This is a genomic window from Agromyces cucurbitae (assembly GCF_058349945.1).
The window spans coordinates 405,883-420,554 of record NZ_JBYRES010000003.1 but is presented as its reverse complement, the minus strand read 5'-3'; the positions used below and the strand labels follow the sequence as shown (position 1 = coordinate 420,554).

The 14,672-nt window shown below is 71.9% G+C and carries 16 protein-coding genes; 9 read left to right on the top strand and 7 right to left on the bottom strand.

The features are described from left to right. Window positions 1-68: 68 nt before the first annotated feature. From AC3RJ6_RS13195 to glgA, 3 genes are all read right to left on the bottom strand, one after another. Window positions 69-317: a type B 50S ribosomal protein L31 gene (locus AC3RJ6_RS13195; protein WP_376954735.1), complete on the bottom strand. Its 249-nt coding sequence runs from the start codon at window positions 315-317 to the stop codon at window positions 69-71. A gap of 155 nt (window positions 318-472) precedes the next feature. Beyond that, on the bottom strand, window positions 473-1,264 hold the full coding sequence (locus AC3RJ6_RS13190; RefSeq protein ID WP_491427528.1) for an ABC transporter ATP-binding protein: 792 nt from the start codon (window positions 1,262-1,264) through the stop codon (window positions 473-475). A 50-nt stretch (window positions 1,265-1,314) separates the two neighbouring features. Beyond that, window positions 1,315-2,502, bottom strand: coding sequence for a glycogen synthase (gene glgA / locus AC3RJ6_RS13185; protein ID WP_491427527.1), 1,188 nt, complete (start codon window positions 2,500-2,502; stop codon window positions 1,315-1,317). Window positions 2,503-2,582: 80 nt separating this feature from the next. Here glgA and AC3RJ6_RS13180 point away from each other — a divergent pair, with 80 nt between their 5' ends. The 3 genes from AC3RJ6_RS13180 to AC3RJ6_RS13170 all read left to right on the top strand — a co-directional run bounded on the left by AC3RJ6_RS13180 (window position 2,583) and on the right by AC3RJ6_RS13170 (window position 5,548). After that, complete coding sequence (locus AC3RJ6_RS13180) at window positions 2,583-3,830, top strand: glucose-1-phosphate adenylyltransferase (RefSeq protein WP_491427526.1); 1,248 nt, start codon at window positions 2,583-2,585, stop codon at window positions 3,828-3,830. Then, complete coding sequence (serB, locus tag AC3RJ6_RS13175; protein ID WP_491427525.1) at window positions 3,827-4,489, top strand: phosphoserine phosphatase SerB; 663 nt, start codon at window positions 3,827-3,829, stop codon at window positions 4,487-4,489. Before AC3RJ6_RS13180 ends, serB begins: the two co-directional genes overlap by 4 nt. A 108-nt stretch (window positions 4,490-4,597) precedes the next feature. Then, entirely contained in the window at window positions 4,598-5,548 is a 951-nt protein-coding gene (locus tag AC3RJ6_RS13170) for an SMP-30/gluconolactonase/LRE family protein (RefSeq protein WP_491427524.1), read from the top strand. A 22-nt stretch (window positions 5,549-5,570) separates the two neighbouring features. On the opposite strand, the gene AC3RJ6_RS13165 is transcribed toward AC3RJ6_RS13170, so the two are convergent. Beyond that, complete coding sequence (locus AC3RJ6_RS13165) at window positions 5,571-6,281, bottom strand: beta-ketoacyl-ACP reductase (protein ID WP_491427523.1); 711 nt, start codon at window positions 6,279-6,281, stop codon at window positions 5,571-5,573. 145 nt (window positions 6,282-6,426) lie between these two features. Here AC3RJ6_RS13165 and AC3RJ6_RS13160 point away from each other — a divergent pair, with 145 nt between their 5' ends. From AC3RJ6_RS13160 to AC3RJ6_RS13150, 3 genes are read left to right on the top strand one after another with little or no spacing between them, the layout of a single operon-like run. Next, a complete protein-coding gene (locus AC3RJ6_RS13160) occupies window positions 6,427-6,723 on the top strand; it encodes a DUF3099 domain-containing protein (RefSeq protein ID WP_491427522.1) in 297 nt (98 codons plus the stop codon). Then, window positions 6,720-6,974 (top strand): hypothetical protein, encoded by a 255-nt coding sequence (locus tag AC3RJ6_RS13155; RefSeq protein ID WP_491427521.1) that lies wholly within the window; start codon window positions 6,720-6,722, stop codon window positions 6,972-6,974. The genes AC3RJ6_RS13160 and AC3RJ6_RS13155 overlap by 4 nt, the downstream gene beginning before the upstream one ends. Continuing rightward, a complete protein-coding gene (locus AC3RJ6_RS13150; protein WP_491427520.1) occupies window positions 6,971-7,816 on the top strand; it encodes an SURF1 family cytochrome oxidase biogenesis protein in 846 nt (281 codons plus the stop codon). The genes AC3RJ6_RS13155 and AC3RJ6_RS13150 overlap by 4 nt, the downstream gene beginning before the upstream one ends. Window positions 7,817-7,859: 43 nt before the next feature. Here the strand turns inward: AC3RJ6_RS13150 and AC3RJ6_RS13145 are convergent, their stop codons facing one another. Continuing rightward, complete coding sequence (locus AC3RJ6_RS13145; protein ID WP_491427519.1) at window positions 7,860-9,458, bottom strand: ABC-F family ATP-binding cassette domain-containing protein; 1,599 nt, start codon at window positions 9,456-9,458, stop codon at window positions 7,860-7,862. 117 nt (window positions 9,459-9,575) lie between these two features. Here AC3RJ6_RS13145 and AC3RJ6_RS13140 point away from each other — a divergent pair, with 117 nt between their 5' ends. Further along, window positions 9,576-10,679, top strand: a complete 1,104-nt coding sequence (locus tag AC3RJ6_RS13140) for a winged helix DNA-binding domain-containing protein (protein WP_491427518.1) — start codon at window positions 9,576-9,578, stop codon at window positions 10,677-10,679. A gap of 78 nt (window positions 10,680-10,757) precedes the next feature. Here AC3RJ6_RS13140 and AC3RJ6_RS13135 read toward each other — a convergent pair whose 3' ends face one another. Further along, the gene (locus tag AC3RJ6_RS13135; RefSeq protein ID WP_491427516.1) at window positions 10,758-11,321 is read right to left on the bottom strand and encodes a YceI family protein; all 564 of its coding nucleotides are present in this window, start codon (window positions 11,319-11,321) and stop codon (window positions 10,758-10,760) included. 127 nt (window positions 11,322-11,448) lie between these two features. Further along, window positions 11,449-12,627: a glycoside hydrolase family 3 N-terminal domain-containing protein gene (locus tag AC3RJ6_RS13130; RefSeq protein WP_491427515.1), complete on the bottom strand. Its 1,179-nt coding sequence runs from the start codon at window positions 12,625-12,627 to the stop codon at window positions 11,449-11,451. 80 nt (window positions 12,628-12,707) lie between these two features. Here AC3RJ6_RS13130 and AC3RJ6_RS13125 point away from each other — a divergent pair, with 80 nt between their 5' ends. Together AC3RJ6_RS13125 and AC3RJ6_RS13120 are read left to right on the top strand one after the other, a co-directional pair. Then, a complete protein-coding gene (locus AC3RJ6_RS13125) occupies window positions 12,708-13,856 on the top strand; it encodes an aggregation-promoting factor C-terminal-like domain-containing protein (RefSeq protein ID WP_491427514.1) in 1,149 nt (382 codons plus the stop codon). After that, the gene (locus tag AC3RJ6_RS13120) at window positions 13,856-14,659 is read left to right on the top strand and encodes an oxygenase MpaB family protein (RefSeq protein WP_491427513.1); all 804 of its coding nucleotides are present in this window, start codon (window positions 13,856-13,858) and stop codon (window positions 14,657-14,659) included. The genes AC3RJ6_RS13125 and AC3RJ6_RS13120 overlap by 1 nt, the downstream gene beginning before the upstream one ends. The last annotated feature ends 13 nt before the right edge of the window (window positions 14,660-14,672 follow it).

Genomic DNA, 14,672 nt, shown 5'->3' with positions numbered 1-14,672 from the left:
ATCACGCCCGGCGCGGGCACGACGAAGGGGCGGGCGACCTGAGTCGCCCGCCCCTTCGTTCGGCTGGATTACTTGCCGAAGTTCTTGAAGCGCTGGTTGAACTTCTCGACGCGGCCGGCCGAGTCCATGATGCGCTGCTTGCCCGTGTAGAACGGGTGCGACTCGCTCGAGATCTCGACGTCGATGACCGGGTAGGTGACACCGTCGAGCTCGATCGTCTTGTCGCTCGTCGCGGTCGAGCGCGTGAGGAACGTGGCGCCCGAAGCCAGGTCGCGGAAGACGATGGCGTTGTACTCGGGGTGGATGTCGGTCTTCATGGAGACTTCCTTGGATTTCGGTTGATAGAGCGATCGGATGGTATTCGAGTTCCCGCCGCGCGAACGCGGCACCTTCGCGGTGCGGCTCGCTGGAGGGAAAGCATGATGGCGGTAGGGCCAGCTGACGAGTTTAGCAGAGTCAGCGCCCGAACGCCTCAGACGGCGCGCGCGGCGAAGCGACCGTCGCGCTCGGTGAGCTCGATCTTCATGTCGAACGTCGTCGACAGGTTCTCGGCGGTGAGCGCCTCGGCGAGCGGCCCCGCTGCGACGATGCCGCCCTTCGCGAGCAGCAGCGCGTGCGTGAAGCCGACGGGGATCTCCTCGACGTGGTGGGTGACCATGACGATCGCCGGCGAGGCCGGCGACGCGGCGTAGCCGCCGAGCAGCCCCACGAGCTCTTCGCGCGCGCCGAGGTCGAGGCTCGCGGCGGGCTCGTCGAGCAGCAGCAGCTCGGGGTCGGTCATGACCGAGCGGGCGATCTGCACGCGCTTCTGCTCACCGTCGGAGAGGCTGCCGAACCGGCGGCCCGAGAAGCCGTCGAGGCCCCACTCCTTGAGCACTCGCTCGGCGCGGCGGAGGTCGATGCCCTCGTACTCCTCGTTCCAGCGACCCGTCACGGAGTACGCGGCGGTGAGCACCACGTCGAGCACGGTCTCGTCGCGCGGGATGCGACGGGCCATCGCCGTCGAGGCGAAGCCGATCATCGGCCGCAGCTCGAAGACGTCGACCTTGCCGAGCTTCTCCTGCAGCACCTCGGCCTTGCCCGCGGTGGGGTGCATCGCGGCAGCGGCGATCTGCAGCAGGGTCGTCTTGCCCGCACCGTTCGGCCCGAGCACGACCCAGCGCTCGTCGGAGGCGACGTCCCACGTCACCGAGTCGAGGATCGTGTTGCCGTCGCGGACCACCGACACATCGCGGAACTGCAGAACCGTACTCGCACTCGCCATGCGTCCAATGCTATCGGGAGCGGAGACCCCCTCAGACGCAGGGGCGGCCGTCAGCGGCCGAGCACCCGTCCGTAGACCTCGATCGTGCGGGCGGCGATCGCGTCCCATGCGAAGCGCGTCTCCGCGCGACGACGGCCGGCGGCCCCCATCTCGGCGGCGCGCGCCGGATCGGCGACGACGCGCGTGAGCGCCGACGCGAGATCCGCGACGAACCGGTCGGGGTCGAGCGGCGTACCGGTGCCGTCGTCGGCCTGCTCGATCGGCACGAGCACACCGGTCACCCCGTCGTCGACGACCTCGGGGATGCCGCCCGTGGCCGTGCCGACGACCGGTGCGCCGCACGCCATCGCCTCGAGGTTCACGATGCCGAGCGGTTCGTACACCGAGGGGCAGACGAAGCACGTCGCGGCCGTGAGCAGCGCCGTGAGCTCGCCCCGCGGCAGGTGGCGGTCGATCCAGACGACGCCGTCGCGCTCGCGGCGGAGCCCGTCGACGAGCCCCTCGACCTCGGCCATGATCTCGGGGGTGTCGGGCGCGCCCGCACAGAGCACGAGCTGCACGTCGGCGGGCAGCATCCGAGCCGCGCGGAGCAGGTACGGCAGGCCCTTCTGCCGGGTGATCCGGCCGACGAACACGATCGACGGCCGCTCGGGGTCGACCCCGAGGGCGCGCACCGTGTCGAGGTCCTGCGACGGCGCCCAGTCGTCGAGGTCGATGCCGTTGTAGACGACCTCGACGCGCGCCGGGTCGAGATCGGGATAGGACCGCAGGATGTCGCGGCGCATGCCGTCGCTCACCGCGATGACCGCATCGGCATCGGCGAACGCCGACCGCTCGATCCACGAGCTCAGCCGATAGCCGCCGCCGAGCTGCTCGGCCTTCCACGGGCGCAGCGGTTCGAGGCTGTGCGCCGTGACCACGTGCGGAATCCCGTGCAACCGCTTCGCGGTGAGGCCGGCGAAGTTGGCGTACCACGTGTGCGAATGCACGAGGTCGGCGCCGGCGGCTTCTCCGGCCATGAGCAGGTCGACCGCCATGGTCGAGAGCGCCGCGTTCGACTCCGAGAACTCGGCGGGCACGGGATAGGCGGTCGTCCCGGCCTCGTCGCGCGGTGCGCCGAAGCAGCGCACCCGCACGTCGATGCTCGCGCGCAGCGCCCTGACGAGCTCCGCGGCGTGCACCCCGGCGCCCCCGTACACCTCGGGCGGATACTCACGGGTGAGGAGGTCGACGCGCATGCTGCAACGGTAGCGCAGGGCGGTCGACACGCTCCGAAACCGAGGTCTCGGAATTCACCGCGGCTCGTTACAGTGGGCACATGGTTGCGCGCAAGGTCTTCGGAATCGTCCTCGCCGGCGGCGAGGGCAAGCGGCTCATGCCACTGACGGAAGACCGCGCGAAGCCCGCGGTGCCGTTCGCCGGCCAGTACCGGCTCATCGACTTCGCGCTCTCGAACCTCTTGAACTCGGGCCTGCGCCAGGTCGTCGTGCTCACCCAGTACAAGTCGCACTCGCTCGACCGGCACGTCTCGCAGACGTGGCGGCTGAACGGCCTCCTGAACTCCTACGTCGCCTCGGTGCCGGCGCAGCAGCGCCTCGGCAAGCGCTGGTTCTCGGGATCGGCCGACGCCATCCTGCAGAGCCTCAACCTCATCTACGACGAGCGGCCCGACCTCATCGTCGTCGTCGGCGCCGACCACGTCTACCGCATGGACTTCTCCCAGATGATCGACGCGCACGTCGAGTCGGGCGCCGCAGCGACGGTCGCCGCGATCCGCCAGCCGATCGCGCTCGCGAACCAGTTCGGGGTCATCGAGGTCGACCCCTCGTCGCCCGAGCGCATCAGCCGCTTCCTCGAGAAGCCGAACGACCCGGTGGGCCTTCCCGACTCCCCCGGCGAGGTGCTCGCGTCGATGGGCAACTACGTGTTCGACGCCCAGGCCCTCATCGAGGCCGTGCTGCGCGACGGCGAAGAGGCCTCGTCGAGCCACGACATGGGCGGCGACATCATCCCCGCCTTCGTCGAGCAGGGAGCGGCCGGCGTCTACGACCTGAAGCGCAACGAGGTGCCCGGGTCGACCGATCGCGACCGCTACTACTGGCGCGACGTGGGAACGATCGACTCGTTCTTCGAGGCGCACCAGGACCTCATCTCGGTGCTGCCCGTGTTCAACCTCTACAACCGGGAGTGGCCGATCTTCAGCCAGCAGCTCAACTCGCCGCCCGCGAAGTTCACGCGCGACGCGCGGGGCTCGCTCGGTACCGTCATCGACTCGATCGTCTCGCTCGGCTCGGTCATCTCGGGCGCGCACGTCGAGCGCAGCGTGATCGGCCCGTGGGCGATCGTCGGGTCCGGGGCGCACGTCGCCGACGCGATCCTCTTCGACCGCGCCCGCATCGAGGCCGGCGCGACGGTGCAGCGCGCGATCCTCGACAAGGAGGTCGTCGTCGAAGCGGGTGCTCGCATCGGGGTCGATCGCGCCGAGGACGTGGCCCGCGGCTTCATCGTGACCGACAGCGGCATCACCGTCGTGGGCAAGGGCTCGCGCGTCCGGACGCACGCGTGAGCGCCGCGCAGCCCGGCCGCCTCGGCGGCCCGCTCGTCGTGCTCGACGCCGATTCGACCCTCATCCGCGAGGAGGCGATCGAGCTCCTCGCCGAGGCGGCCGGCAGCCTCGAGCACGTCGCCGCCGTGACCGAGCGCGCCATGCGCGGCGAGCTCGACTTCGCCGCGAGCCTGCGCGAGCGCGTCGCGACGCTCGCGGGCCTCGACGCCGAGGTGCTCGCCGCCGCGCGTGCCCGCATGACGCCGACCGACGGCGTCGAGGAGCTCATCGCCGGCGTGCACGCCGCGGGTGGGCGCGTGGGCGTCGTCTCCGGCGGCTTCCACGAACTCCTCGACCCGCTCGCCGAGCGGCTCGGGCTCGACTTCTGCCGGGCGAACCGGCTCGAGATCGCCGACGGCCGGCTCACCGGCCGGGTCGATGGTCCCGTCGTCGACGCCGAGGCGAAGCGCTTCGCGCTCGAGGAATGGGCCGGGGCGAGCGGCATCCCGATCGCGCGGACCGTTGCCGTCGGCGACGGCGCCAACGACCTGCGCATGCTCGATCGGGCGGCGCTCGGCGTCGCGTTCTGCGCGAAGCCGGTCGTTCGCCGGCAGGCGGATGTCGCGATCGACGCACCCGACCTCGGCGTCGTGCTCGCGCTGCTCGGGCTGCGGGGCTGAGCGAGCGGCATCCTTATCGGCATGGAGGGGTCCGCGACGTCGTTCCGCTCGGCTGGGAGCTTCCTCCGAACCGCGACCGCGCCGAGTGCGCAGTCGTAGCATGTGGCCATGTCCGGTCGCATCGTCGCACGTACATTCGCCGCCGCCGCACTGACAGGTCTCCTCGCTCTCAGCGCGGTCGGCACCGCACAGGCTGCGGGTTCGCCGCCGGGCGGCGCCACGGTCGAGGACCTGATCGCCCTCCCCGACGGGTTCCAGCCCGAGGGCATCGCGATCGGTGACGGTCCCGTCGGCTATGTCGGTTCCCTGGCGGACGGCGATGTCTACGTCTTCGACCTCCGCACCGGCGCGGAGATCACCACGCTCGAGGGCCCCGGCACGCCCTCCGTGGGCCTCAAGATCGACGAGCGCGGGCGGCTCTTCGTCGCCGGCGGCCCCACGGGTCAGGCCCGGGTGGTCGACGCCGCAACCGGCGACGTGCTGCAGACCTACCAGTTGACCACCGGCCCGGCGTTCATCAACGACGTCGTGCTCACGGTCGACGGCGCCTGGTTCACGAACAGCTTCGCCGGCGAGCTGTACTTCGTGCCGCTCGGTCCGGCGGGTGCGCTGCCCGACGCCGCTGACGTCGTGACCCTTCCGCTCACGGGCGACTGGGTGCAGCAGGCCGGGTTCAACGCCAACGGCATCGTCGAATCGCCCGACCACCGGGCCCTGCTCGTCATCCAGTCGGCGACCGCCACGCTCTTCCGCGTCGACCCCGCGACGGGCGCGGCCACCGCGGTCGACCTCGGCGGCGCATCACTGCCGGCGGGCGACGGCCTGCTCGTCGTCGGCCGCACGCTCTACGTGGTGCAGAACCAGCTCAACACCGTCGCGGTCGTCGACCTGTCGGCCGACGGCACGACCGGCACCATCGTCGACCGACTGACGAGCCCCGAGTTCCAGGTGCCCACGACGGTCGCGTCGTTCGGCCGCAGCCTGTTCCTCCCGAACGCCCGCTTCGGCACGCCGCCGACGCCCGACACCGAGTACTCGGTGGTGCGCATCGACCGCTGAGCGGCGGAGATCGCGCCGTCGGCTAGTGGCCCATGCCGAGGCCTCCGTCGACGGGGATGACGGCACCCGAGATGTACCCCGCGTCGTCGCCCGCGAGCCACGTGACGACGCGCGCGACCTCATCGGGCGAGGCGAACCGGCCGAGCGGGATGTTCTTCTTGTACTCGGCCTGCTGCGCCTCGGGCAGCTCGTCGGTCATGTCGGTCTCGATGAAGCCGGGCGCGACGACGTTCGCCGTGATGTTGCGCGCGCCGAGCTCGCGGGTGAGCGAGCGGGCCATGCCCACGAGGCCCGCCTTCGACGACGAGTAGTTGATCTGGCCGGGCGAGCCGTAGAGGCCGACGACGCTCGAGATGAGCACGATGCGGCCGAACCGCGCCTTGAGCATGCCCTTCGACGCGCGCTTCACCACGCGGAACGCGCCCGTGAGGTTCGTGTCGATGACGCTCGTGAACTCGTCCTCGCTCATTCGCAGGAGCAGCGTGTCGCGCGTGATGCCCGCGTTCGCGACGAGCACCTCGACCGGGCCGAGCTCGGCCTCGATCTCGGTGAACGCACGGTCGATCGACTCGGCGTCGGTGACGTCGGCGCGCACGGTGAGCGAGCCCTCGGGACCTTCGCCCGAGCGGGCGGTGACGGCGACGCGGTGCCCCTGGGCGATGAACTCGCGGGCGATGGCGTAGCCGATGCCCCGGTTGCCACCGGTCACGAGGACGGTGCGGCTCGTCGTCATGCTGGACTCCTTCTGAGGGTCGATGCAGGGGTCGGGCCGTGCGGCCCGTCCCAGCATAGAACGTCCGCGTTCGCGGCATCCGCCGAGCCGAATCGGACGTAGGCTTGACGTAAGAGGAGCGCCGTCAGAGACCCGGCGACCACCCATGAAGCAGCAGTCGATCACCTCGCTGCCGCCCTCTCCCGACGCGGAGCGGCGTGCACGCATGATCAAGTACACGGTCGCGATGACGATCCGTGTCGCCTGCATCTTCGCCATGCTCTTCGCGCGGGGCTGGTGGCTGGCGGTCTTCGCCGCCGGAGCGATCTTCCTCCCCTATATCGCCGTGGTGCTCGCGAACGCGCAGGGCTCGGGCCGCGCGGGTCGCGCGGTGCGCCCCGACCGGGCGCTGCCCGCCGGGCCGTCGGCACCGCCGCCCGACGACGGCGACGGAACGCGATGATCGGCGGACTCCACGGCGCACCCGACGGCGCCGTCTGCTCCCGCGCGGCGTGCACGATGCCGGCGACCTGGCGCATCGACTGGCGCAATCCCAAGATCCACACGGGCGACCGCGGCAAGACCTGGCTCGCGTGCGACGAGCACGTCGGCTACCTGCGCGACTTCCTCGAGGCCCGGTCGTTCCCGGTCGCCGTCGCGGCGTTCGACCGCGACGGCGACGCGCAGGATGCCTCGGCGGGGAGCGACTCGTGAACGACTGGCGATTCCTCCTGAGCGGCCGGTGGGCCGGCTACCTCGCCCTCGTCGTGATCTTCGCGATCGCCTGCTCGGCGCTTGGAACCTGGCAGCTGAACCGCCGCGCCGAGGCGCTGGCCGAGGTCGCCCGGATCGACGCCAACTACGACGCCGACCCGATCCCGGTCGCGGAGGCCCTGCCCGACCCGGCGGCGTTCGACGTCGACCAGCGCTGGCAGGTCGTGGCGCTCGAAGGCGAGTACCTGTCCGGCGACGAGATCGTCGTGCGCAACCGCCCGCAGAACGGCAACGTCGGCTACGAGGTCATCACGCCGTTCCGGCTCGAGGACGGCACCGTGTTCATGGTCGATCGCGGCTGGATCCCCGAGGCATCCGACGGCGGCCCCGGCGACCGCGCGCCCGCCCCCGCCGGCGACGTCGTCGTCGACGTGCGGCTGAAGGCCGGCGAGGGCCGGATCGAGGGGCGCACCTCGACGAGCACCGAGCTCGCGACCATCGACCTCGACGAGCTCGCCGACCGGGTCGGGGTACCGGCCTACACCGGTGCGTACGGATTGCTCGTGCAATCGCCCGACGACGCCGCCGAGCCGCCGCTCGCCGCACCCCGGCCCGAGCGCGACGAGGGCCCGCACCTGTCGTACGCACTGCAGTGGTACGTGTTCGCGCTGCTCGCCTTCATCGGCCTCGGTTGGGCGGCGAACCAGGAGCGCAAGGCGCTCGCCGAGGCATCCCCCAGCGGTGCTGTCGCCGCGCAGCGCCGCGCGCCGCGCCGGCCCGAGCGCAAGCCGCGACGCGACGCCGATGCCGATGTCGAGGACGGGATCCTCGACCGGCACTAGGCCTCCCCCGAACACGGCTCGGCCGCACGCCGGGGTTCGCCGTTCAGGCGAGCTCGATGAGCTCCTGGTACTCGGCCGACCAGTGGTCTTCGACGCCGTCGGGCAGGATGAGCACGCGCTCGGGGTTGAGCGCCTCGACGGCGCCGGGGTCGTGCGAGACGAGCACGACGGCGCCCTCGAAGTGCGAGAGCGCGTCGAGGATCTCGGCGCGGCTCGCCGGGTCGAGGTTGTTCGTCGGCTCGTCGAGCAGCAGCACGTTCGCACCCGACACGACGATCATCGCCAGCGCGAGACGGGTCTTCTCGCCGCCCGAGAGCACCCCGGCGGGCTTGTGCACGTCATCGCCCGTGAACAGGAACGAGCCGAGCACCTTGCGCGCTTCGGTCTCGGTGAGGCTCGGCGACGACGACACCATGTTCTCGAGCACGCTGCGCTTGACCTCGATCGTCTCGTGCTCCTGCGCGAAGTACCCGATGCGGAGACCGTGGCCGGGTTCGACCGTACCGGTGTCGGGCTCGTCGACGCCCGCGAGGATGCGCAGGAGCGTCGTCTTGCCCGCACCGTTGAGTCCGATGATGACGACCTTGGAGCCCCGGTCGATCGCGAGGTCGACGGCGGTGAAGATCTCGAGCGACCCGTAGCTCTTCGAGAGGTCGCTCGCGCTGATCGGCGTGCGGCCGCACGGCGCGGGCGTCGGGAACCGCAGCTTCGCGACGCGGTCGACCTGCCGCACCTCGTCGAGGCCGGCGAGCAGCTTCTCGGCGCGGGCGACCATCTGGTGGGCGGCGGCCGCCTTCGACGCCTTCGCGCCGAACTTCGCGGCCTGCAGCTTGAGCACGTCGGCCTTCTTCTCGGCGTTGGCGCGCTCCTTCTTGCGGCGCTCCTCGTCGGCGGCGCGCTGGCGCTGGTAGTGCTTCCAGCCCATGTTGTAGACGTCGATCACGGAGCGGTTGGCGTCGAGGTAGAACACGCGGTTCACGACCTCGCCGACGAGCTCGACGTCGTGCGAGATGACGATGACGCCGCCCTTGTACGCCTTCAGGAACTCACGGAGCCACACGACCGAGTCGGCGTCGAGGTGGTTGGTCGGCTCGTCGAGGATCATCGTCTCGGCGTCGCTGAACAGGATGCGGGCGAGCTCGATGCGCCGGCGCTGGCCGCCCGAGAGGGTCTTCAGCGGCTGGTCGAGGATACGGTCGGGCAGGTTGAGGTTCGAGGCGATCGAGGCGGCCTCGGCCTCGGCGGCGTACCCGCCGAGCGCGTTGAAGCGGTCGGTGAGGTTGCCGTACTTCTTCATGGCCTTCTCGGCGACGACCGGGTCGTCGCTGCCCATGTTCATCGACGCCTCGTGCATGCCGAGCGCGAGCGTGCCGAGCCCGCGCGCATCGAGGATGCGGGTGCGGGCGAGCATCTCGGGGTCGCCCGAGCGCGGGTCCTGCGGCAGGTAGCCGATCTCGCCCGACCGATCGATGCGGCCGTCGGTCGGCAGCGTCTCGCCGGCGAGCGTCTTGGTGAGGGTCGTCTTGCCCGCGCCGTTGCGGCCGACGAGGCCGATCTTGTCGCCGTCGGACACGCGGAACGAGACGTTCTCCATGAGCAGGCGCGCGCCGACGCGGATCTCGAGGTCGTGGACGGCGAGCACGGCGGGGCCTCCTGGATGGTGGGGAATCGACTGCGCCGAGTGGCACAGCCTCCCAGTCTAACGTCGGTGCGGGCGCGGTGGTCGCGTCGCGTCGGCGGCATCCGGCAGACTCGCAGCATGACGACGGATGCCTCGCCCGCTGCCTCGCTCACGGCGCTCCGCGCCGCCCGGCTTGGTGCGCAGGGGCTCACGACGCCGTTCGAATCCCCGGCGGCGGCGATCGAGCGACTCGTCTGCGTGCAGGCCCAAGACCTCGCGGCCGCCAAGTGGGTGCTCGGCGCGCGCTTGACCGACGCGACCGAGGCCTCGATCGACGCCGCGATCGACGAGCGACGAGTCGTGCGCTCGTGGCCGATGCGCGGCACGCTGCACTTCGTCGACCCGGCGATGCTCCGGCCGATCCTGCGCCTGGCCGCACCTCGTGCCCGCATGCGCTCGGCGAAGCTCGAGCGCGACGAGGGTCTCGATGCGCGCGTGCTCGCCACGGCGCGCGAGGTCGCGGTGGGCATGCTCGACGGCCACCGCTCCGCGACGCGCGACGAACTGCAGGCCGCGTGGAGCGCTGCGGGCATCTCGACCGAGGGCCAGCGCGGCTATCACCTCATCTGGGTCCTCGCGACCGAGGGGCTCCTCTGCAACGGTCCCGTCGAGACGCGGGCGCGCCAGCGCTTCGTGCTGCTCGACGAGTGGTCGCCGCCTGGTGCCGACGAACCCGACGACGACGAGGCGCTCGCCCGGCTGTTCGCGGGCTACGCCCGCGGGCACGGCCCGGTGACCGTGCGTGATTTCGCGTGGTGGACGGGTCTGACGCTCACGCAGGCGCGCACCGCGGTCGCCGCGGCGGGCGATGCAGTCGAACCGTGGGGCGACGAGCACTACGTCGCGCCCGACGCGACCGACGGCCACGCCCGTGGGGTTCACGTACTGGCGCCGTTCGACGAGTACTTCCTCGGGTACGGCGACCGCACCGCCTTCTGCTCCCCTGACGACGCACTGCGCGTCGTTCCCGGCAAGAACGGGCTGTTCCTGCCGATCCTCGTGCGCGACGGCGAAGTGGTCGGCACCTGGCGCCGTTCGCCCGAGCGACGCAGCGGCACCTCGATCACGCTCCAGCCGTTCGCCGACGGCCGCGGATTCGAGCGCTTCCGGCCGGCCCTCGAGCGGTGGGCCGCGTTCTGGTCGATGCACCTCGACGGGGTCGACGTCGTCGGCGCGCCCTGAGCTGCGCGGCCCCGCACGGCTCGACGACGACGAAGGGCCGGACGCCCGCGGCATCCGGCCCTTCGATCGCGTCGCAGGCTACTGCTGGAGCTGCGCCTGCAGGTCGAGCGTGATGGTGACCTTCTCGCCGAGCAGCACGCCACCGGTCTCGAGGGCGGCGTTGTACATCAGGCCGAAGTCCTCGCGGTTGATCACGGTCGTCGCGGCCGCGCCGCCGACGTAGTTGCCGTACGGGTCGCCGCCGAAGCCGCCGAAGTCGAAGTCGAAGGTGACGGGCTTCGTGATGCCGCGGATGGTGAGATCGCCGTCGACCTTGAAGTCGCCGTTCTCGACGCGCACGCCGGTCGAGACGAAGTCGATCGTCGGGTACGTGTCCGCCTCGAAGAAGTCGCCGGTGCGGAGGTGGCCGTCGCGGTTCGGCTCGTTGGTGTTGACCGAGGCGACCTCGGCCGACGCGGTCACGGTCGAGTCGAGCGGGTTCTCGGCGGTCACGAACGTGGCCGAGAAGCGCTCGAACTTGCCCTTGACCTTGCTGATCATCAGGTGGCGGATGCTGAACCCGACCTCGCTGTGGGCGGTGTCGATCTTCCAGGTGCCAGCGCGGTAGCCGGGGATCTCGATCGTCGGGGCGGTGGTCGTCATAGCTCGCTGTTCTCCAGTTCGGATGTCTCGGGGCCGATCGGCCTCACCGTATGCAAACGTATGGATCTTCGCAGACTATTCCCGCCGTCACGAAATTCTTCTCGCGAGGTTTCAGGGTCCCGGCCGGTCAGCTCAGTTCGCGCCGGAGCTCGAGCACCCGGGACACCGCGTCGTCGAGCCTCGCCTCGGGGATGCGGCCCGACGTCACGGCGTCGCGGATCGCGCCGACGAGGCCGTCGACCGAGATGCCGAACTCGGCGGGATCGGCGGGCAGCACGTAGAGCAGCAGGTCTGCGCCGGCGGCGACGGCGCGTACGGCGTTCTCGCCCGGATCGGCGTACTCGGGCAGCCCGTTGTGCTGGAGCATGAGCATGTCGTCGGTGACGACGACCCCGTCGAAGCCCAGTTCGTCGCGCAGGATGCGGTGCCACTCAGGTGACAGCGACGCCGGCGCGGGGTCGATCGCGGGATAGGCGAGGTGTCCGGTCATCACGAGCTCGGCACCGGCATCGATGCCCGCGGCGAACGGGATCGCGGGACCGGCGCGCCAGGCCGCGAGGTCGAGCGGCGCGCTCGGCACGCTCGAGTGCGAGTCGCCGGGAGCCGCGCCGTGGCCGGGGAAATGCTTGAGCGTTGTCGCCACGACCCCGCGCTCGCCCGCCACCGCCGCGGCCACGCGCTCTGCGGCGGCACCCGGCTCGGTGCCGAGCACCCGTCCCGCGATGAACGACTCGGGGTCGGCCGTGACGTCGGCGATGACCCCGAAGTTGACGTTCGCGCCGCCCGCGTCGACGCTCTGCGCACGGCTCGCGAACGCGGTCGTCGTCTCGGCGGGCGGCGCGTCGCGGAGCGTGTCGGCGCTCGCGGCGGTGTCCCAGTCGAGGCGCTGCACCTCCCCGCCCTCCTCGTCGACCGCGACGAGCGGCACGAGCTCGGGATCGACGGTGAGCACATCGGTGAGGCTCCGGAGGGTCGCCGCGTCGCCGGCGATGTTGTCGCCCATCAGGATCACGCCCGAGGCTCCGGCGTCGAGGTAGGCACGGAGCGGCCCCGGGTCGGTACCCGGCGCATGCAGCATCAGGAGCGCGGCGGCCTTCTCGTCGACGGTCATCGAGGAGACACGATCGGCCACCCACTCGGCCGTCGACTCGGGCGTCGGGGTCGGGGTGGGAGACGTGACGGAGGTCGTCGACGCCGGAGCCCCACCCGTGGTCCCGGCCGGGACGCCTGTGGGCGCGCAGCCGACGAGCGCGGCGGCGGCGGCGAGCGCGATCAACGGCGGGAGCAGCAGGCGGGGGGAACGCACTCGCCGAGTGTACGCTGCGTGTCTGATCGGGCGCAGAACGCGGCGCTGGGTAGACTCGCGGCCTCGGAAGGGGTGAGTCGATGCGCCGCAGACGACTGGTCGCGCACGCCGCGGCCGTGATCACCCTCATCCTCGGACTCGGCCTCAGCGCCGCGCCGGCCGCCGCCGAGGACTACCCCAGCTGGGACGAGGTCGAGGCCGCCAAGCAGAGCGTCGCCGGCCGTGAGGCCGAGGCAGCCCGCATCACCACCCTCGTCGACGGGCTCGAGCAGGAGGCGGGGCGCCTGGGCGACCTCGCCGTCGAGTCCGCCGCGACCGCAGCCACGGCCGCCGCCGAGCATCGGGCGGCCGCCGCGCGTGCGGGCGATCTCCGGGCCGCCGCCGACGAGGCGACGCGCACGGCCGATCAGGCCGCCGCACGGTTCGCCCGGCTGAGCTCGCTGCTCGCCCGCACCGGCGGCACCGACGTCACGATGCGGCTCTTCGTCGACGCAGGCGAGGCCGACGACCTGCTCGACAGCCTGACGCGAGGAGCGCAGCTCACCGATCTCGCCGCCGGCCTCGCCGCTCGCGCCCGAGCGGCCGGGGCCGACGCCGAATCGATCAGCGCCCAGGCCGACGTCGCGGAACGCGAGCGGGCCCGACTGGCCGAGGCCGCCGAACGGGCGGCCGACGAGGCGCGCGAGGCGCACGAGGCCGCCGAGGCGCGCGCCGCCGAACAGCGGCAGGCGCTCGACACGCTCTACGCCCAGCTCGCGAGCCTGCGCGACCGCTCGGTCGAGCTCGAGCGCCGGTACCGCATCGGCGAGCAGGCGCGGCTCGAGGCCGAGGCACGCGAGCGGGCCGCCGCGGAGGCGGCCGAGGACGCGGCCGACGCCGATGCCGGCTCGGGAGATGACGCGCCGCCCCCGGGCATGATCGTCGACCCCGAAGCGGCCAAGGCCTACGCGGCCGGCGCGATCGGCCGCTACGGCTGGGGCTCAGCCCAGTACGAGTGCCTCGTGCTGCTGTGGACCCGCGAGTCGAGCTGGCGGGCGGACGCCTACAACGCCTCGAGCGGCGCCTACGGCATCCCGCAGTCGCTGCCCGGCAGCAAGATGGCCGCCGCGGGAGCCGACTGGCGCACGAACGCCGCGACCCAGATCGAGTGGGGACTCTCGTACATCTCGAGCCGCTACGGGGCCCCCTGCGGTGCCTGGGCGCACTCCGAGCAGTTCAATTGGTACTGATGGACTCCGACGAACGCCTCTTCCGCCGGCACGCCGCCGAGGGCGTGCTGCTGCTCGGCGGCGGCGCCGCGATCCTGCTGCAGCTCGCCGATGCGCGGGTCGCTCGCGGCGTTGCACGGCACAGCGACTTCGCGCACCGCCCGCTCGACCGGCTCTTCGGCACGCTCGACTACGTCTACGCGATCGGGTTCGGCGACGAGGCGGTCGTGCGCGAGGCGGTGCGACGCGTGAACCGACGCCATGGCCCGGTGCGCGGCGTGGCCGACGGCGACTCCCCCGCCTACAGCGCGTTCGACGCCGACGCCCAGCGATGGGTGGCGTCCACGATCCTGGCGACCGCCCTCGAGCTCGAGGAGCGGCTCTGGGGGCCGCTCGAGCCCCGGATCGCCGACGTGGTCGTGCGCGGGTACGGCGAACTCGGCTCACGACTCCAAGCCGGGCGCACCGATTGGCCGGGCACCCGTGCGGAGTTCGACGCCTGGTGGCGCGAGCGGCTCGCGAGGCTCGAGGTGGGCGACGACGCACGTCGCGTCGCCCGCACGCTGCTCGGCGACTCGGCCGCGCTCCCACCCGGTTCGCGGGCGCTGCTGCCGTTCGTCCGGCTCATGACGGCCGCGCTCCTCCCCGAGCCGGTCCGCGACGCCTACGGCTTCCGCTGGACACCGCGCGCCGAGCGCGTGAGCACCGCGTGGATCCGGGTGATCGCCGCCGTCTGGCCGATGCTGCCGGGCTTCGTACGGCACGCCCCCATGCTCGCCTCGCTCGGGTGCGCGAGGCGGTCGAACCGGTACGCTGGGCGGTGAAGCAGAGGACGAG